The following is a 20,792-nucleotide window of genomic DNA, read 5'->3' on the forward strand; positions in this document are numbered from 1 at the left end:
GCGACTCTTCGGGAATTCGGGGAGTGTTCGGGTAAGGAGGACCCATGTCAGGAAATACGTTGAAAGCAGCTTTTGTCATTGCGGGGTTTGCCGCTTTGTTTGGCGGTGAAACCCTTGCGCAAGTACTTGTGGGGAGTATCCCCGCGCCTTCGTCCACATCCCAGTCGTTGACCTATGACGGCGAAGCCTTCTGGTCGGGCGACAACTCAAACCGGTTGGTGCGATTCAGTCCGGTCAACGGCGCGGCATTGGATACAATCACATCGCCGGTCAACGGCTCCGACGGTCTCGTGTATGCCAACGGAACACTGTGGACAATTTCCGGGAATCTCAGCCGTCAGCAAATCTATCAGCTTGATGCGGCAACTGGAGTGGTATTGGATTCCATTCCCGACCCGGCCGCAGGCTATGCCGGTGGAATGGCGGCAGACGGAAATGATTTCTGGGTGAGCAGATACTTTCCGTCCAACAAAATGCTGAAGATTTCGTCCGAAACAGGCGCCCGGCTCGACAGCTTGAATGCTTTCGGTGATCAAGTGCGCGGCGTTGCCTATAGTGAGGGATATTTGTGGACGACATCTGTGAACGCGGACGGTGACGTCGTCTATCGCTTCGATGCCGAGACCGGTGAATTGAACTGGCAATTTACGTTGCCGGAACACGCTACGCTGCCCGACCGCCGGATTCGCGGGCTGGCTTGGGTAGACGGTTTTCTGTGGGTGATTGCGATAGATCAGAACTCGAATCAAAACCGTGTTCTTCAATATGACGTCAGCAACGCGATTTCGCCGGACATTGCACTCGACTCCACCTTCCACGATTTCGGTGAACAGGTCGTGGGATTTCCGGTGGATTGGAACATGGTTGTCACCAATATTGGAAATGTGTCGCTCAGATTGGATTCAGTCACTTTCTCGGTCGGTATCGGTATGTCGGTCGTGGCTGCGAATTTTCCTCTGAGCATTCCTGCGGAACAGGCTCAGTCGCTGACGATACGGTTTGATCCACCGGAGCCGCGAACATACACGGACACGCTGTGGATACATTCCAACGATTCCGACGAACCGGTGGTTGGAGTCACATTGAGCGGCATTGCGCATGCGGATGAAGGCAACATTTCTGTGTCACCGACAACGCTGGATTTTGGACAAGTCTGGTATCCAAGTCCGACGTTAAGCTCGTCAAGGATTGTTGAAATCACGAATACAGGTCACGGCAATCTGACCATTGAAGCGGCCGAAATCACGAGCGGCCTGTCCTATTCAGCGGACGCGCCGGGATTGCCCGCCGTGCTGGCTCCTCAGGAATCGCTGCTCGTGCGCGTTTGGTTTGCTCCGCATGAATCAGGATTTCACAACGGCACCTTGACGATTGGTTCAACAGACCCCGACCAGCTTGAATTCAATGTGGTTTTGAATGGCGAAGGAGTCATCGCTGACTTCGATGCCGGCGAGAGTATCTGGACCTATCGTGACCCGCTGGAGAGCTTTGATGTCGGCATCAATGCGGTGACAGCCATCGGTGATGTTAACGGTGACGGAATTCCCGAAGTAATTGCGTGCGGCGGGACGGGACTGACAGCCTGTATCAATGGTGCGTCGGCAAACAGTGCGGACACGCTCTGGACGTACAACTCACGCGCCGATCAGAATCATGCAGGAATGGTCTATTACGACCGCGCATTGTCCGGCATAACGGATATTACAGGCGACGGAGTGGACGACGTGATAATCGGTACAGCAGGCGGCAGTCTCTCGGTCATTGCCCTTTCCGGGTTAACCGGTGAAGAGCTCTGGCTGTTTGACACACGCTGGTGGGCAGGTGGCGGCTGGGTGAATGACGTCGAAGGCTTTGTGGATATTGACGGAGACTTCATCGCGGACGTATTGGCGTCAGGCGGAAGCGACGGCGGTGGCGGCGGACCGCGGCGTGTGTTCGCACTCAGCGGAGCTTCCGGTGAATTGTTGTGGGAAGGACCTGCATACGCCTCTTTCTATGCTTTTACCACTGTTCAGGATTTCACGGGTGACTTCATTCCCGAAGTTCTTGGTGGAACTACAAGCTGGGTGATTTGCATGAACGGAGCGACCGGACAGCAGATTTTCCAGACGTCAATTGGTGCCAACTCTCCTGTATTTGACATCGAATGGATGGGCAACGCTAATCCGGGCGTCAACACCTCTGACGATGTCGCGGCGGCCTCTGCCTACTTAGGTATCTACGCCATTGATGGTGAGACAGGACAGCAGCTCTGGCTCCGTTCTACTGCCGGAACGTTCGTCTATGAATTGACGGTTCTCCCCGACATGACAGGCGATGGTGTTCGTGAAGTGGTTTACGGTACGACATCAGGTCACGTGGTTTGTTTGGATGGAGCGCAGGGCTTCGAAATTTGGAATGAGATCGCTGACCCCAATGATCCGGAAAATGTGCTGTGTCTTGAGGCCGCGCCCGATTTGAACGACGACGGTATTGCGGACCTGGTATGCGGCACATTAAGCGATCGCATGGTAGCGCTGAGCGGCTGGGACGGCGAGCAGATATTCTCCACCGTCGGAGCGGGGGACTTTGACGCTGTCGATTGCGTCGGAATCTTGCCCGATATTGACAACAGCAATGTCGTCGAAATTCTGATGGGCAACCGTGCCGGCTGGGTGGACTGCGTGTCCGCAGGAAGGGTTATCATTGACGACGCGGCTCCAACTCCCGTGGCCAGTGAGTTCGCGTTGAATGCCGCCTATCCGAATCCTTTCAACGCCGGCACGACCATCGAATTCACGTTGGCCATGGATGCTCATACCGTGCTCAAAGTCTTCAACACGCTCGGTCAGGAAGTCGCCGAGCTGGTCAATGCGCCAATGCTGCGCGGAAGCCACAGAGTGCAGTTCACCGCGGACGGACTGCCGTCCGGTCTCTACTTCTACCGCCTTGAAGCCGCGGACTTCACGGCCACACACAAGGTCGTGCTGTTGAAGTAGCAGTATTCCCGATCTCATCCAAGGTGTGTTCAGCCCCGCATACGAACTGTGCGGGGCGTTTTTTTGGGGATAGGCGCCAATTGCCGCAACTATTCGTCTGGTTCTCATGTCTCTCTTCATGGGGTCCGGCTGTACTATCAAGCGAGGCACAAATTGAATCGGATTTTCATCGCATTTACCGTTCTTGTCAGCAGTTCACTGGCGCTGGCCCAGTCAGAGATTCCTCCGGCTACGCCTGAACGGAAACGCGCAATCGTGGACACGTTGGCTCAAATGATCGCCAAAGAGTATCTGTTTGGTGACTTGGCAGAGGCTGCGGTGGAATTAATTACGGACCGGTATGCAAGGGGAGCTTACGACACCCTGAAGTGGCTGCCGGACTTCACGCACGCCGTTACGGCAGACTTACGGTCAGTGACAAAGGACCGTCACCTTGGAGTCTGGGCTGAGCCGGAACACGCCCTCATGATTTACAGGGCGACCGGTGCGCAGCGGGATTCGTTGAACAGGGAGCGTGGCCGCTACAATAACTTCGGTTTTGAAAAGGTTGAGCGGTTGCGCTGCAATATTGGCTACCTGAAACTGAATCAGTTTTCGGGACTCGAAGAGGCGGCACGCGTTGCCGAAGGAGCGATGTCTTTTCTTGCCAACTCCGAAGCCGTAATCATTGACCTGCGCGAGAATGGCGGCGGCAGTCCGCAGATGATTCAGCTCATGTCCAGCTATTTTCTGAACGGCAGGGTTCACCTGAACAGCTTTATTTGTCCTCGCAACGGCAAACACGAACAATATTGGACATATGCGAATCTGAATGGTGTCCGCATGCTCTCGCAACCAGTATATATTTTGCAGAGTAGTCAATCGTTTTCCGCCGCCGAGGAGTTCGCGTACAATCTTCAGGCCTTGCGCAGAGCAACGATAATCGGTGACACGACCGGGGGCGGAGCGCACGATAATCACACGTACGGTCTGCCGGACCTTGGTGTCACGATTTCCATTCCCTTCACACGCGCCGTCAATCCCATTACAGGATCGAATTGGGAAGGAGTTGGGGTGTTGCCGGACATTCCGTGCGAGGATTCCGTTGCCTTGGAACTTGCCATGCTTGAAGCTGCCCGCCGTTTACACCAATCAGAGACAGACGAACGGCGGCTGCAACAGTTGTCATGGCTAATTGACGAATTGAACGCGCACGTGAATCCCGTTCAACTGTCGGAGACGGAACTTTCGTTCTTTGCGGGCGGCTACGGGCCTCGAAGCGTGACCCTTCGCGACGGCGTTCTCTTTTACCAGCGTGATAACGGCCAATTGCGCAAACTGACTCCGCTGACGGCGCGTCGCTTTGCAGTTGAGGGATTGTCCTACTTCCGAATCGAATTTGCCGGCAGCGAATCAACTCCGGCCGAAGCGATTATCGGACTGTACGAAGACGGAAGCACCGACAGATCAGATCGGACAAATTGAGTGAGGAGTATCATATGAAGTTTAAGACTGCGGTCATGCTGTTTGCGTGGTCTGTTTCCGCGATCACAGCAGTTGCTGCATCAATGGAATCGGATCCCGCCGTGCCCGAGAAAATCCTCTGGGAACCGGGTAAGGAGAATGCCTATCCCCGCTGGTCGAAGGATGGTGAACAAATTCTTTATCAAACCAACCGCACGGGCAAGTGGCAGATTCACATCATGAACCGCGACGGGACGGGGGACAGACCCGTCATGGCGGACGATTTCAACAACAACTTCGTGGATTGGTCACCCGACAACTCGCAAATCGCCTTTGTCTCCGACCGCGACGGCAACGAGGAAATTTACACGATTTCAGTGGACGGAACGGGACTGAAGCGGCTCACACAACATGTCGCGCGCGATATACATCCCTATTTTTCGCCGGACGGCAAGTCGTTACTCTTCAATTCCAACCGTGACGACCACATGAGTTTCGAAGTCTATCGCATTAACGCGGACGGCACGGGCGAAGAGCGTTTGACCTACTCCGATGAAGTGGAAACCTGTGCCCGTTTTTCGCCCGACATGTCGCAAATTGTAATGCTTCGCGGCGAGGCGAACGACGAGGTGTACGTGTGCGATGCCGGATTCACACAATGGACAAACGTGACGAACACTCCCTCCGCAGAGGGTTGGCCTGCGTGGTCACACGATGGCAAACAAATTATCTACTCCTGCGATGAAAGCGGCACATTTTCACTTTACCTGATGGACAGCAACGGCGCGAACCGCACACGCTTGACCTATCCGCTCTCGAATGAACGCGATGCCCGGGCTCAAATTTCACCCGACGGTTCAACAGTTGTCTTTAACCGCCAGATTGGCCGCACTATCGGAGTCTTTCTGCTGCAACTGAAATAAACCGGACGATTCTCCTTCACTTTTTGACCCCCTGCTTAGTCTGTACTTGGCAGGGGGTTTTGCCTGTGACCGAATCGGGAATGGAACTGTTGAAAGCCGCAGTTGAATTGTGTACATTGTGACAATTCACGTGAGGGACCTTCTGCAACGCAGATAGAGTCTTTAATATTCCATGAATAGTAATATTTCACGTTCCGCAACAGTCGTCCTGGTGGTCTTGGCAGGTGCGCTTACCGGCTTCGCTCTTTGGAATCTTGTCTCTGTTCCCTACGACAACCCGACCGGGACATTTGGACCGTTGGCAAAAGCACACTTCAGCCAGCGCACGAATACCTTACGTTATATTGTCTTCTTAATCGCGATACTTTCCTGCATGACGCTTGCGGCGGCGGTTAAGCTGATTCGGGAAGGATTTCTGGCACAAGGAGCACACACTCCTCAATCAAGTCATGCGCCAGGTCTTGCGTCGAAGAATCGTCTGTATGCTGTGCTTGCGTGTCTTGTCCTTGCTCTGGCCGCTCATTATCACTATCTGGAAAGCAGCCCCGGCGGAACTGGTCCGACGATGGACCACTATCACCACGGATTGGTCGCGGCGACCGTGGTTGCCGCGGAACATGGTCTTGAACCGTACATTGACTTCTATCCGACGAGAGGCATACTCGTGGACGTCACAAAATCCACGGCGGCTTTCGCGTTGTTTGGCAGATCCGAGTCGTCACTGATTATTATGGACTCTCTGCTCCATGTTTTCGCGTACTGCACAATCGCTTTCCTGTTCCTTGTAATATTCAACACGAACTATCTTGCGGCGGCGCTTTGTGCTTCGCTGCTGCTTTGCTTCACAGTTGCAGGCTATGTACTCCCGTCACGATTCGCAGAGCGCGACGCCGTCTACGCGTTACTCGCGGCTCTGTTCTTCCTGCTGCCGCGAACCAAATCAACCCGCAGTTTGGGTGTCGTTTCCTTTTTGCTGGCATTTCTGCCGCCGTTTGCGTATGCGGTAGCCCTCGACAAAGGCATTATTTCAACAGCGATTTATGCCATCGCGTTTCCCGTTATATTGGCACTCTTGCTGCAAAATCGGCTGCAGCGGTTCACCTTTCTTCTGTCCTCATTTGCGGGTGCCTCGGCAGGCATTCTCACAGTAGGGTGGCTCATCAATTGGCACTACAGCCCGTTTCTGTCCTACGTATTTCGGGACATTCTCGCGTACCGGGGCTATGTTGAGGGCCTGCAATACTTGATAACCACGGATAATTTGCGGGCGACACTCTACAGGATGTATGCGCTGTTGATACAAGCCTCCGTTGCCGCATGGATTTTTTATCAGCTGCTGCAGGCTGAAACCGGATCGAATCGCGGATTCTGGGACAACTTGAAGGAGTTCATCCGCGACAGATTTTCAGACATCATGTTCGCATTGCTTGCGCTGACGGCATTTCTCTATGCGTTGAATCACTCAGATCGAGCGCACATTGCCACAGGCGCATCGTGGTCAACCATATTCTTGCTGTACGTCGTCGTTAAATACCATTTGCCTCGGCTCAAAAACTATCGACTGACACGTCCCTTCGAAATTGGGCTGACTGCAATCGCCGCCTTTGTTGGCACGGCGATCTATGTGACGGCGTTGATGTTCGGGGGGGGCTTTACCAGAGCCTACCCGGTCGGATATTCTGACGATGATCTTCTGACGGACGAATACCGTGAGACATTGAGCTATTTGAAAACGGTTGTCAACGCCGAGAATCTGTTTGTCAGTTTGACCAACGAAGGGTCGTGGTACTACTTACTCGATCAACCATGCCCCGTTGTGTTTTCAGAGATCTGGCTTGCGTCATCGAGAAAATTTCAGGAACTGACTATTTCGCAGTTCGAAACCAAACCCATTGAATACGTCTTGTATCAAAACGACGCCGTGTGGAAAGACATTGGCGGAGTTTCGGTCAAAGAGCGGGTGCCTATGATCTTCCAATATGTCGATCAGAATTTCGTCCCGCACAAAACAATTGGCAGTCAACAAATTTGGGTTCACAAGTAGTGTTCTGCATCATTCACTCATACTAGATGAACCGGGGATCGCGTAAACTCATATTTTCATATACTTAAAAATAGCTCTCCATGACCAATCAAAGTAGCCTAACCCACCTGATGACTTGACCCCCCGCGAGAATATCCGTACATTATCCTCGAACCGGACTAAGGTCTTGCCCCCAAACACAGGGAAATGCTTAGCAGGCTACTCCTCGCCCTCCTCATAACCACCACAATTGCGCAGGCCAACTACAAGTTCGCCTCGCCTGTGGCCTCCATTGAGTCCACCGAACGCGGCGCGTTAGTCACCTGTACTGACGGCGTCACGCTCGAACTCAAATTCTTTACTCCCGAAATCGTTCGCATCACTGTGGTCCGCCCCGACGATCCCGAGTCTTTGCTTGGCGAGGCACTCGTGCTCGCTCCGGACTCAGGCGTGCTCCTGAACCGCACTGAGGAAAGCGACTACATCGAACTTTCGACCGGCAAATACACCGTGCGCCTGGACCGCGATTCGTTGCATCTGTCGTGGTACATACCAAGTGCCGGTGTCACATATTTAGCCGACGACCCCGCCATGGCCTACGGCTTCGACGGTAACGAAGTCCGCACGTGGAAGAAGCTTGCTCCCGGAGAAAAGTTCTTCGGCCTTGGCCTGAAGGGCGGAGGCCTCGACCGCCGCGGCCGCGAATTGGTCTTATGGAACAGCGATACTCCCGGCTATCAGGATTCCAGCGACCCGCTCTATCAATCCGTCCCCTTCTACATCGGCCTGCGCGACGGCATCGCCTACGGCGTCTTCTTCAACAACTCCTACAAAACTCGTTTCAATTTCGGCGCCGGTCAACAGCGCTATTCATCTTTCGCCGCCGAAGATGGCCCGATGGATTACTTTGTCATCTTCGGCCCCACGATCAAAGAAGTCGTCACACGCTTCACCGACCTCACGGGTAAAATGATTCTCCCGCCGCTCTGGTCACTCGGCTATCAACAGTGCCGCTGGAGCTACTATCCCGAATCCGAAGTCCGCACACTCGCCCAGACCTTTCGCGACAAAGATATTCCTTGTGATGTCATCTACCTCGATATTCATCACATGGACGGCTATCGCGTCTTCACCTTCGACAGCACGCGCTTTCCCGATCCCGAAAAACTCTTCAGTGATTTAGGCAAAGACGGCTTCAAAGTCATTCCCATCATAGACCCCGGCGTTAAAGCCGACTGGGAATATTTCATGGCCTCCGAAGGATTAGCAGGCGGTCACTTTGTTAAATTCCCCGACCACTCCGTTCACATCGGTGAAGTCTGGCCAGGTCAAAGCTATTTCCCTGATTACTCCAATCCCAAAACCCGCGCGTGGTGGGGCAAACACGTCGCGCAATTCCGCAAACGGGGTGTGCGCGGATTCTGGAACGACATGAACGAACCCGCCTGTTGGGGACAAGCATTTCCGTTGGAGACAATCTTTAACGACAACGGACTGAACTCGTCGCACAAGAAAATGCATAACCTCTACGCGTTGCACATGGCCCAGGCAACGTACGAAGGTTTGCTGAAGGAATTTCCCAACGAACGCCCGTTCATTCTCACGCGCGCGGGATTCGCCGGTATGCAGCGCTACGCCGCCGCGTGGACAGGTGACAACGTTGCAAGTGAAGACCATCTCGAACTCGGCATTCGCCTGATGCTCTCAATGGGCCTATCCGGTCAACCCAATATCGGCATGGACATCGGAGGCTTCATGGGCACACCGTCTCCCGAACTCTTTGTCCGCTGGATGCAAGTCGGTGCCGTCTCGCCATTCTGCCGAACTCATTCGCACTTCGGCTCCAACGACAAAGAACCATGGTCTTTCGGCGAGAACAACGAAGCCATCGCCCGCAAGTTCATCAAGTTCCGCTACGAGTTATTGCCAACGCTTTACACTCTCTTCCAGCAAGCAAGCGTAACAGGCGAACCCATCTGGCGCCCGATGTTCTACGAATTCCAAAACGATCCCAAATGTTACGACTGGGCCTATCAACAGCAATTCATGCTCGGCGAAAACATTCTCGTCGCCCCCGTCACCCGCGTTGGCCAATACACCAAAAAAGTCTATCTCCCCGAAGGCCGCTGGCTCGACTGGAACACAAAAAGAGTGTACGACGGCAACCAGGAGATCATCGTGGATGCGCATTTGGATTGGCTCCCCATGTTCTTGCGGGATGGAGCGGTGATCGCTCGTCGCGAAGCACAAGATTACTCTGATCAGTCTCCGATGAAGGAATTGACACTCGACATCTACACCTATGGTCGTCGCTCGCACTCCCAGTTTCAGCACTACGAAGATGACGGCACAAGCGTCGCGTATCAGGACAGCGCTTTCAACCGCACCGACTACAACGCCGGAAATGCGGAGGGCTTCCATCAGCTTTTTCGATACAAACATACCGCAAACTACAGTGCGCCGGATAGCAAATTAACGATTCGCTGGTGGGATGTTGTCAAGACACCGACTGATATCATGCTCAACGATAAACCGATAGAATTAACGGACGCGCGCCTGTTATACGATCCGGACCGGAAGCTCTTCGAGATATCGCTTCCATCCGCGCACCAATTCAATAAGCTCGAATTCATGAGCCAAAGCCAGCAACTTTATTACATGAAATAGAGCGCTGTGATCTGCTGCGCTTTGTCATCCTGCATGCCCTTGCAAGGGAAGGCCGCCGCGCTGAAGGATCTACCCGAGCAGATTCACACCGTTAGCATCGAAGGATTCTCGCGGCGGCACCCGCTGCGGGTGCCCCGTTCCCAAGCAAGCACGGCAATGTAAACCGCATTGTCACCCTGAAGGCTGTCGCGGCTTAATATAATCTACCCAAGCAGATTCAATCCGCCAGCATCGCATGTGTTCTGCTTCTGCTTTCCTATTTTCTATTTCCTATTTCAAATTTTCCTCCCATGAACCTCTCCGCCCTTGACCTCATCATCATCGCCGCCTATTTCGCGGCGGTGTTTGCCGTCGGCTTCTACGTCGCGCGTCGCCGCAAGAACGATGCGGCAGGTTACTTCCTCGCGGGACGGGACGTGGGCTGGTTTGCCATCGGAGCCTCACTCTTCGCCACGAACATCTCCAGTGAGCACTTCGTCGGACTTGCAGGCTCCGGCGCGGCAGGCGGCCTCGCCGTCGGTCACTTCGAGTGGCTTGCATGTTTAATTGTGCTTCTGCTAGGTTGGGTCTTTGCGCCGTTCTATCTGAGATCGCAAGTTTACACCATGCCCGAATTTCTCGAGCGGCGTTACGATGCGAAGAGCCGCTGGTATTTGACGGGCGTGAGCATTGTCGCCTACGTGTTGACCAAAGTCTCCGTCACGCTCTTCGCCGGAGCATTGCTGCTGCACGAATTGCTCGGTTGGGATGTTTACACGTCGGCAATCGCGTTGGTCGTCACTACAGGCATTTACACCGTCATCGGCGGATTGACCGCAGTCATCTACACGGAACTGATTCAAGCGATTATTCTCATTCTCGGTGCGTTGACACTCACAATTATCGGATTGGGTGAAGTCGGCGGCTGGGGAGAACTTGTCGCCAAAACTCCTCCCGAATTCTGGAGTATGTTCAAAGCCATGGATCATCCTGAGTTTCCGTGGACAGGCATTATCTTTGGCGCACCCATTCTCGGTATCTGGTATTGGTGTACGGATCAATACATTGTGCAGCGCGTCCTGAGCGCGCGCGGCATCGAGCAAGCCCGCAGCGGAGCAATCTTCGCAGGCTATTTGAAAATACTTCCAGTCTTCATTCTCGTCGTTCCCGGCATGATCGCCTATGTCCTCTATCCCGAAGCAAGCGGCAACAGCGCGTACCCCACGCTCGTCTCGCGGCTGCTTCCTGAAGGATTAAAAGGCGTGGTAGTCGCCAGTTTGCTCGCTGCGCTGATGTCCTCTCTCGCGTCATGCTTCAATAGTTCATCCACGCTCTTCACCTACGACGTATACAAAAAACTGAAGCCCGACATAGACGACAAAACACTCGTCCGTGTGGGCAGAATCGCCACCGCTGTGGTCGTGCTCTTGGGAATTCTTTGGGTTCCCTTCATCAATCTGATTTCGTCGCAGCTCTATGTGTACATGCAGAGTGTGCAGGCCTACATCAGTCCACCCATCGCGGCAGTTTTCCTTTTCGGACTGCTCTGGTCTCGCGGAAATGGCTCAGGCTCCATTGCAGCACTGCTCACCGGTCTCGTCCTTGGCGCGACTCGGCTGATCGGTGAAATCATGCACAAGCAATCTCCGCTCGATAGCGGATTGCTTGCAACGATGGTCGAAATGAACTTCCTGCATTTTGCCACATTCCTGTTTATCATTTGTTCTTTAGTCCTGGTCGCCGTAAGCCTGTCAACACCCGCACCGAGTGCCGCATCGCTAAACGGTCTGACCTTCAAACATACGCCGCGCAGTTCACGGGAAATCGGCGATCCCGCCGCGCATAAACGCAACATTCAACTGTCCATTCTGTTGATAGCAATCGTCCTCGTCCTCTGGGGACTCTTCTTCTAACCTCTGATTTCCCCCAGTCCTCTGGGGGGATTAAGGGGGGCTTCTCCATTGTCATCCCGTAGGGACCTTTTTGAGTAGGCTCCCATTTCAAGCGCATACTGAAAAACTCGAAATACGATGAATAAACTATTCACGATCCTTTTGTGCTTCTGCGCCAGCGCAATGGGTCCAGCGTCCACGCTGCTGGCTGCTCCCGTTCACACCACCTATCTGTGGCACATGGAGCAGCCCATCTACTGGCCTGATCAATCACCTTATGGTGCGGGCTATGAAACGGCACTCGAAAGCATCTGGCAGCGCAATAGCGGCGCTCCGCATCCTGAAAACGATGTGCACTCCATCTTCACACTCGCCGATAGAGTTGCCGCCTATCAAGACCGACCCAAAAATTCCATCGCGACAATGAGCGGCGTGGATGCCGGTGCGCAAGTCACCTTCTCCGGCGGCCTGATTCGTAACGTTGCCTCGCTTGGTGCGGCCAACTACGGCGGCTATTCATCGTCATGGAACTCGCACTTCCAAACCGCGCGCAATTGGACAACGTCCGGCGGACGCCCGCGCATGGAATTGACGATTATCTCCTATCACCACAGCTTCGCGCCGTTGATTGACCGCGAAGTGCTGAAAAAAGACATTCAAATCTATCAAAGCGTATATGGTTCGATTTGGGGAAACACTCCCGCGCAAACCACCGGCTTCTTTCCGCCTGAAATTGCATTTTCCGAACGCATCATTCCCGTTCTGCGCGAGTGCGGATTGCAGTGGACGTTCATTTCGTCAACACATCTCTCCCGCGCCTGCTCGAATTTTCCGCTGACACTCGGCACCGGCGGCGAAAACTGCAATCCGCCGAATCTCTCTGACCAGGTAAACCCCGCGCAAAACATCTGGCGCACGCAAACTATCTCGCGCGGCTGCTCTCCGACCGATGCAGTCCCCTTCGCCTTTCAGCCGCATCGCGCAATCTACATAGACCCGCAAACCGGCATCGCCGATACCATCATCGCTGTTCCTGTTGCGATGTCCATGAGTTGGCAAGATGGCTATCAGCTCTACAATCCCAACGACATCGACATCATCGCGCCGAACAACGATCCCGCCAAACCGATGCTGATAACATTGGGACACGACGGCGACAATGCTTTCGGCGGCGGCTACTCCTACTACATGGAAAGCGTGCCGCAATTCACGAGTCAAGCCGTCGCGCGCGGATACGAACCAACTACCGTTCCCGAATATCTCGCCGACCACGCTCCCGCCGCAAATGACATCGTGCACGTCGAAGACGGCGCGTGGATAAACGCTGACGGTGATTTCGGTGACCCCGACTTTCCCAATTGGATGTGGCCTCCGCACACCTCGTCCGGACAAATTGACATTGACAACGGCTGGGCTATTGACGCGCACAACTGGGCCGTCATCACCGCCGCCACAAATTATGTCTTGACCGCCGAGCAAGTCAGTGGCCCGTCTCACATTCCGGCCATTCAAAATCCGCGTGTTAATGCACCGACCATGCTCGACCTCGCGTGGCACTTCCTGCTCGGCTCATTAAATTCGGGCTACATGTATTACGGTACGTCACTCGATCTTGAACAGAAACCCGTCGTCGCCTGTAACGAAGCAGTAAACTACGCTGCTCAAGTTATCGGTTCATCACAAGACAACACTCCGCCGACAATCTGGCAATTGCAGCAATGGCCCCACAACCCCGGCAGCATCGGCTTCGGCCCGCTGCACGGCTACACTCAGGTTCAAAATCCGCGCGATTTCCGAGTCTGGACCTTCGCTCACGACATAAGCGGCATTGCCGCTTGTTCACTCTATTATCGCCTTGACAATGATGGTGCAAATCCGCTATCATCATTCCAAAATGAAACCTTTGCCGGTGGAAGCGAAGTTTCTGCCTGGCGCGTTCGTGCCATGACCCGCCGCACGTTTCCCGCCGGAAATCCCTACAACTACGGCGACGTCTCCTTTGATGAATTGCCAACAGTCATCTCCGAGCAATTTATTTATCATCTCACCGACGCTGAAGTCACCGACAGCGGCGGCGTCCTGCTCGATTACTATGTAAAATGTTGGGACAGCGAAGGCAACATTCAAAACTCCGACATTCATCACACCTATGTCGGAACAGGACAGGGTGGAGGCGGTGGCGGCAATCGCGTGAGTTGGACACCGCAAAATCCACTCGGCGGCCAAACCGTCACGATTTATTTTGATCTGACACAAAGCCCGCTTCCGCAAAACACAAATCCCGTCAAGATTCACATCGGTCATTCCGGTTGGCAAAATGTTCTGAATCCCGATCCGGTGATGACCTTTGACAACGACTCCCTGATGTGGCGCTATACTTATTCAATCCCTTCAAATGCCACGAGTGTGAATTTCGTTTTCACCGATGGCTCCGGCAACTGGGACAACAATGGCGGTGCCGATTGGCACATCTCCGTCACTCCTGCGGGCACTCCCGGTTTTGTAATGAACGGTGTCCTGGATGCCGGCGCAATCGAGCTTGGCGTGAATGGTGACATGCATCTCTGGGCCGATTACGACGGCACAAATCTCTACGTCGCCACCGAAAACGCACAGGGCACGAGCAACGACCGCTTCATCTTTGTTTCACAAACTCCCGGCGCTTTGCAAGCCGCACCATGGAGCAAAGCGGGCCTTGTTGCAAGTTGGAGTGCCTTCATCGGCAACGAATCCGACAACGGTTGGCGCGGCTGGTTCGATGTCAACGGTTCATCCTCCATCGCCTCGTCTGGAATCTGTGAAGGTTCGCTCAACATCGTCGATGAGTTCGGTTCGCTGCCCGATTCGCTCTATGTCTGCCTCGCACGTTATCAAACTGCAAACGCCGGCACTCTGCAAGCGCAAATTCCCTCAGCCGTAATATCCAACGGCAGCATCGAAGCAAACGAATATCAGGTTCTGCATCTGAAGCCGCGCAACTTAACCATCGTCCCCGACGGAGCATCGCTGACGTTGCGCTGGCAGGGCAGCGCGCTGGCTCAAAGCTATCGCATCTGGCGCGCCAACTCAATCGGTGATACTCCAACCCTCATCGGCACCACAACCAACACATCTTTCACCGACACGCCAACATTTTCGCAAGCCATCTATTACATAGATATTCAGTTCTGATTCCGGTCTCCCCCCAAAATCTGTCCGCAATTTTGGGAGGACTAAGGGAGCTCCCTCTTTCCTCTTTCAAATTTCCTCTTTCCAATTTCTCTTATGCCTGAACCCGCCATGCTCAAACTCATCGCCATCTCGCTCTTCGTCTTAATGACGCTCTTCGCCTGCAAGGCGTCGTCCGATGAAAACTTTGTCGCTCCGCCCGACATGACGCCGCCCGACTGGTCGCGCAACAGCGTCATCTATGAAGTCAACGTCCGTCAATTCACACGCGAAGGAACCTTCGCAGCCTTCGCAACTCACTTACCGCGTCTGCGCGAACTGGGCGTGAACATCTTGTGGTTCATGCCGATTCATCCCATCGGTGTCGAAAACCGTAAAGGTTCCCTCGGCAGTTACTACTCCGTCAAAGACTATCGTGAGGTCAATCCCGAGTTCGGCACCATGGACGAATGGAAAACTCTCGTGCAGCAATGTCACAACATGGGCTTCAAAGTCATCATTGATTGGGTCGCCAATCACACGGCGTGGGATAATCCGCTCACACAATCTCATCCCGAATGGTATGCGCACGACAGCACCGGCAACTTCATGCCGCCCGTTTCCGATTGGACGGACGTCATTCAACTCGACTACACGCACGACGGCTTGCGTGACTGGATGATTGAGTCGTTGAAATTCTGGATTGAAGAAACGGATATCGACGGCTATCGCTGCGACGTCGCGGGCATGGTCCCGTTGAGTTTTTGGGAAGCTGCCGCGCGCGAACTTCTCCCCATGAAATCCGTCTTCCTCCTGATGGAGCACGAATCCGCCGAATATCACAGCGCCTTTCATATGGGCTACGGCTGGGAACTCTTCCACAAATCCATTGACGTCGCCAACGGCACGCGCACCGTCGACGAGTTGATTGCCTATTTCAATCGTCACAAGGAAAACTATCCCGCCGATTCCTACGCGATGTATTTCACCAGCAATCACGACGAGAACAGTTGGAACGGCACCGAGTTCGAGCGCTTTCGCGATGCTGCCAAACCCTTTGCGGTGATGGTCATGACTGCTCCCGGAATGCCCCTGATATACAATGGTCAGGAAGCCGGATTCAATCGCAGATTGCTCTTTTTCGAAAAAGATTCCATTGACTGGGTGGACAACGAGTGGGACGACTTCTATCGCGCGCTCATCGCGCTGAAACACCGCAATCAGGCCTTGCGTAACGGCACTCTCGGCGGCGACCTTGTGCCGGTTCCCTTTTCGGGCGACCAATCCGCTTTCTGTTACAAGCGCGAGTTCGGCACAGACCGCGTGCTTGTGCTGATAAACACCTCGCAAACCGGGATTAACTTCACTCTGAACGATGCGTCACTGTCCGGCACATATGTGGATGTTCTGTCCGGCGAGTCCGTCACGTTGAACGGCACGGAAAGCTTCACACTTCCCAGCGGCGTCGCTCGCGTCTTCGAACTGCAATAAGTCCGGCTTACCATGAATGACATCCTGAAAATCTCCGACTTCGAACAACTCGCCCGGCAAAAACTTTCACATATGGCATGGGAATATCTTGCCAGCGCGGCGGGCGATGAAATTACTCTGGGATGGAACGAATCCGCCTTTGACAAACTTAAGCTGATGCCCTCCGTGTTGCGTGACGTCTCGGCCATCGACATTCGTGTTCCGTTGTTCGGCGACACACTGCCGCATCCGGTGCTGCTCGCTCCCGTTGCCTACCATAAGCTCTTTCATCCCGTCGGGGAACGCGAAACCGCGCGCGGTGCAATGGTATCCGACACGGTGTATTGCGTCAGCACCATGACCAACACCTCAATTGAGGTCATTGCCCGCGATTGCCCCGACACAAGACTTTGGTACCAGCTCTATGTGCAGCGCGACCGCGGGTACACGAAGAGCTTGATTGAGCGGGTTGAAGCCGCAGGCGTTCGGGCGTTGGTCGTCACCGTGGACACTCCGGTCCTCGGCAACCGCGTGCGCGAAACCCGCGCAGGGTTTCATCTTCCTGAAGGATTGACTCGCGCCATGCTCGAAGGTCTGCCGCCCGAGCTGCAAATCACAGGGCACGGCACCGACCTCGACGGCATTTACTATCCGCTCTGTGACCCGAAACTCTCGTGGAACGACATCGAATGGATTTGCAAATCCACCCGGCTCCCTGTTGTGCTGAAGGGAATTCTGAATCCTGCCGATGCGGAGCATGCCGTACACACCGGTGCGCAGGCGATTGTTGTCAGCAATCATGGCGGCCGGAATCTCGACACTGCCCCCGCGACCATTGACGTTCTCGAGCGGATTGTGCGGCAAGTCGATCGCCGTCTGCCCGTTCTCTTTGACGGCGGCATCCGGCGCGGAACCGACATTATAAAAGCAATTGCCCTGGGCGGAGTTGCCGTGATGATTGGCCGTCCTTATATATGGGGATTGGCGGTGGGAGGACAGGAGGGAGTAGCCAAGTGCTTGAATTTATTGAACACTGAACTGAAAATTGCGATGGCGCTGTGCGGTTGCAAGTCTCTACGGGAAATTTCCCGCGACATTGTCACACAATAACTCAGCATTAAGCTAATTTTTCGACCAAGAGGCATTCCTCTCAAGAGAATTTGAATCTAACTGGCACACCAGAATTTGCATCAAAAGGATAGATTTGTCTATCCTTTATTTTTTTAAATATTTGTATTAATATTGCAAATTAGATAAAATTTATTATTTTAGTACTAAGCGAATTAACATCGGTGGAAATATGGGAACTAAGCACAAGGGAAATGCGTCAGAAATACGTGCGCTGGATGCGTACATCAAGCTCATGCGGGCAGCCGACTCGGTCACCAGCCGCGTCACCAAGGCTCTTTCACCTCACAATCTAACCGGGAGCCAATTCGGAGTCTTGGAAGCCCTGATGCATTTGGGTGAACTGCATCAAAACGAACTGGGTCAAAAGCTGCTCAAGAGCTCCGGCAACATCACACTCGTTGTCGACAATCTTGAAAAGCGCGGGCTAATCGAACGGGAGCGCAGCAAGGAAGACCGCCGCTTCGTCTGGGTGCGCCTGACAAAGGCCGGCGATGCGTTCATTCAGAAAGTCTTTCCCGAGATTGTGCCGGTGATAACGGATGCTCTCGTTGTCCTGTCCCCGTTCGAGATTGACAAAATGGCCGAATACCTCAAGCAGGTGGGCTACCATGCGCAGGAAGCGGCCAGTTAAAAATCTGATGCATAGACGATAGATACAAAAAACCGATGAAAAAGGGAGAGTTCTCAATGAACACAATTCGCATGCTGGCTTTGGCCGTAATTATTTCCGGATCGCAACTTTTCGCCGCCGATTGGAGCCTCGATAAGCCGCACTCTTCGGTCAACTTCTCAGTTAGGCATATGATGGTGGCTACTGTCCACGGCGAATTCACTGAGTTTGACGGAACTGCCAGCTTCGACCCGGCGGACCTTTCTACTCTGAAGGCAAACTTCACCGTTCAAGTCGCCTCCGTGACCACGGATGACGAGAAGCGCGATGGCCACCTGAAGAGCGCGGATTTCTTCGATGTGGAAAAGTTTCCGACCATGACCTTTGTCTCCAAAAGTGCCAAGCAGACCGCGCCGGGCGTCGCCACTCTGACGGGCGACCTGACGATTCGCGGTGTAACCAAGGAAGTGACCTTCAATATTGAGGGCTTTAACACCGAGATTACCACACCTTGGGGAGTGAAGGCGGTCGGAGGAACAGCTTCAGCGACCATCAATCGTCATGACTTCGGTGTGAGCTGGAACAAGACTCTGGATGCCGGTGGAGTTGTGGTTGCGGACAATGTGAAAATTCAGCTCGAACTTGAGCTGACTCGCCCGGCCAGCTGACCGTACAAGTTGCGGAATCGCTTTTCGCAGGCGAGTTAACTGACGATAGACAACGGCGGCCTTTGGCCGCCGTTGTCGTTTGTTTGCCTTCCTGCGCGGAAGTCAGGAGTTCATGCCAAATGAAACTGATGGCACTGTTCTGTATGAAGGTTTAAGTTTTGTTAAAGCCAAACACAAATGCTGCAACGGCAAGGTTCTGTGCCTCATCGAGATATCGCGCACCCGCATTAGATACCGGGGTCAGGAATCGTTTTCGCTGGTTGAAATGGCCCTATTGTTGCTGTTTGAATTGCTGTTACTTGGTTCAACACAACAAACCCGGTGGGGCTATGCAGGCTACTTTATTGGTTGTAGATGACGATCGCGACATTCGCGAAATCATCAGGCAAGTTGCGGAAATCAAAGACTATGAAGTGATCGAGGCCGGGGACGCGACGGTGGGTCTGGAAAAGATGCGCACCATGGCGCCCGACTTGTCTATTCTCGATGTTGGCCTTCCCGGCGGAGTTGACGGTGTTGAGCTGTGTCAACAGATTCATGAAATTTCGCCACAGCATCCGGTGCTGATCATCAGCGGACAGGCGACGCCGGAAAAAGCGGTCGAAGCTTTGAAGCACGGGGCCTTTGACTATCTTGGCAAGCCGCTCAATCTTGAGAAGCTGATGCTGCTGGTGGACCGTGCTCTGTCCAACGTGGCGAAGGAACGGGAAATAGAGCGGGTGTCCGACGAACGGAAGGCGGTGTACGGTTTTGAGCGGCTGGTCGGCAATTGCAAGCAGATGCAGCAGGTTGTGGATACAGGCCGGAAGGTCGCGGCGGTGCCCTTTGCAACGGTCCTGCTGACGGGTGAATCGGGGACGGGCAAGGAGCTCGTTGCTCACGCGATTCATTTGGCTTCCCCGAATGCGGACAAGCCGTTTGTCGAGGTTAACTGCGCGGCGATGCCGGAACAGTTGTTGGAAGCTGAGCTGTTCGGTTACGAAAAGGGTGCCTTCACCGATGCGAAGCAGCGCAAGCGCGGCTTGTTTGAAGTGGCGAGCGGCGGAACCTTCTTTTTAGATGAAATCGGTGAGATGCCGCTCAATCTGCAGGTAAAGCTGTTAAAAGTCATCGAAGAGCGCACGTTCCGCAGGGTCGGGGGCACACAGCCATTGCAGATGAAGTTCCGCTTGATTGCGGCGACGAACGCGAACCTGATGGAGCAGATTGAACAGGGGAAATTCCGCCGCGACTTGTATTATCGTTTGGCGGTTTTTTCGATTCATTTGCCGCCGCTGCGCGAACGCGGTCATGATACGGTGAATATCGCGCAGCATTTTGTCGAGCGGTTCAACCGGGAGTTTGGCAAATCCATTAAGGGGATTGCTCCGGACGCTGAGCGGTTGTTGGTCAGCTATAATTGGCCGGGGAACATTCGCGAGTTGCGAAATGCGGTTGAGCGTGCCGTGCTGATAGGTTCGGGTCCGTATATTCAGGCGGCGGATTTGGCGATATTGCCGATGCAGGAGACGCCATCTCCGAGCAAAGCTTCGATGCCGGAAGCGGATATAGATTCGATGATGTCGAATGCCGGTGACGGATTTCAGATTGACGTTCCGCAGAGCGGTGTCAACATGGAGGAGGTTGAGAAGCAGTTGATTCGCATCGCGATGCGACACTGTCACAACAACGCGTCGGCCGCCGCCAGATTCTTGAGGATGACTCGGGAGACCCTCCGGTACAGGTTAAAGAAATATGGAATTCGGGAAGAGATAGAAGGTTAGCGGGCTTGGTGCTGGTCAGGCAGTTCCCGTTGCAAATTGAGCTGCGGTCGGCGTGTGAACGTTGGCCGCAGTTTTATATTTGCGTGTCCGCATTGAAG

General features: G+C 53.9%; 12 protein-coding genes. All 12 read left to right on the top strand.

Features of this window, described 5'->3' with window-relative positions; translation table 11 throughout:
* Positions 1–44: 44 nt before the first annotated feature.
* The 12 genes from HUU59_12280 (at position 45) to HUU59_12335 (ending at position 20,694) form a co-directional block, all read left to right on the top strand.
* Positions 45–2,978 (top strand): choice-of-anchor D domain-containing protein, encoded by a 2,934-nt coding sequence (locus HUU59_12280; protein ID NUO20213.1) that lies wholly within the window; start codon positions 45–47, stop codon positions 2,976–2,978.
* A 153-nt stretch (positions 2,979–3,131) separates the two neighbouring features.
* Positions 3,132–4,442, top strand: coding sequence for a S41 family peptidase (locus HUU59_12285; protein ID NUO20214.1), 1,311 nt, complete (start codon positions 3,132–3,134; stop codon positions 4,440–4,442).
* 14 nt (positions 4,443–4,456) lie between these two features.
* Positions 4,457–5,344, top strand: coding sequence for a PD40 domain-containing protein (locus HUU59_12290; protein ID NUO20215.1), 888 nt, complete (start codon positions 4,457–4,459; stop codon positions 5,342–5,344).
* 172 nt (positions 5,345–5,516) lie between these two features.
* Positions 5,517–7,388, top strand: coding sequence for a hypothetical protein (locus HUU59_12295; GenBank protein ID NUO20216.1), 1,872 nt, complete (start codon positions 5,517–5,519; stop codon positions 7,386–7,388).
* A 186-nt stretch (positions 7,389–7,574) separates the two neighbouring features.
* A complete protein-coding gene (locus tag HUU59_12300; protein NUO20217.1) occupies positions 7,575–10,034 on the top strand; it encodes a DUF5110 domain-containing protein in 2,460 nt (819 codons plus the stop codon).
* 290 nt (positions 10,035–10,324) lie between these two features.
* Entirely contained in the window at positions 10,325–11,926 is a 1,602-nt protein-coding gene (locus tag HUU59_12305; GenBank protein NUO20218.1) for a sodium/solute symporter, read from the top strand.
* A 117-nt stretch (positions 11,927–12,043) separates the two neighbouring features.
* A complete protein-coding gene (locus tag HUU59_12310; GenBank protein NUO20219.1) occupies positions 12,044–15,076 on the top strand; it encodes a hypothetical protein in 3,033 nt (1,010 codons plus the stop codon).
* Between the two features lie 108 nt (positions 15,077–15,184).
* Positions 15,185–16,543 carry an alpha-amylase gene (locus HUU59_12315; protein ID NUO20220.1) on the top strand — a complete coding sequence of 453 codons (1,359 nt, stop codon included), beginning with the start codon at positions 15,185–15,187 and terminating at the stop codon, positions 16,541–16,543.
* Positions 16,544–16,555: 12 nt separating this feature from the next.
* Positions 16,556–17,632, top strand: coding sequence for an alpha-hydroxy-acid oxidizing protein (locus tag HUU59_12320; protein NUO20221.1), 1,077 nt, complete (start codon positions 16,556–16,558; stop codon positions 17,630–17,632).
* 190 nt (positions 17,633–17,822) lie between these two features.
* On the top strand, positions 17,823–18,284 hold the full coding sequence (locus HUU59_12325; protein NUO20222.1) for a MarR family transcriptional regulator: 462 nt from the start codon (positions 17,823–17,825) through the stop codon (positions 18,282–18,284).
* Between the two features lie 71 nt (positions 18,285–18,355).
* Entirely contained in the window at positions 18,356–18,931 is a 576-nt protein-coding gene (locus HUU59_12330) for a YceI family protein (GenBank protein ID NUO20223.1), read from the top strand.
* A 329-nt stretch (positions 18,932–19,260) separates the two neighbouring features.
* Positions 19,261–20,694 carry a sigma-54-dependent Fis family transcriptional regulator gene (locus HUU59_12335; GenBank protein NUO20224.1) on the top strand — a complete coding sequence of 478 codons (1,434 nt, stop codon included), beginning with the start codon at positions 19,261–19,263 and terminating at the stop codon, positions 20,692–20,694.
* Positions 20,695–20,792 lie beyond the last annotated feature (98 nt).

The organism is bacterium, from assembly GCA_013360195.1.
Taxonomy (GTDB): domain Bacteria; phylum Electryoneota; class RPQS01; order RPQS01; family RPQS01; genus JABWCQ01.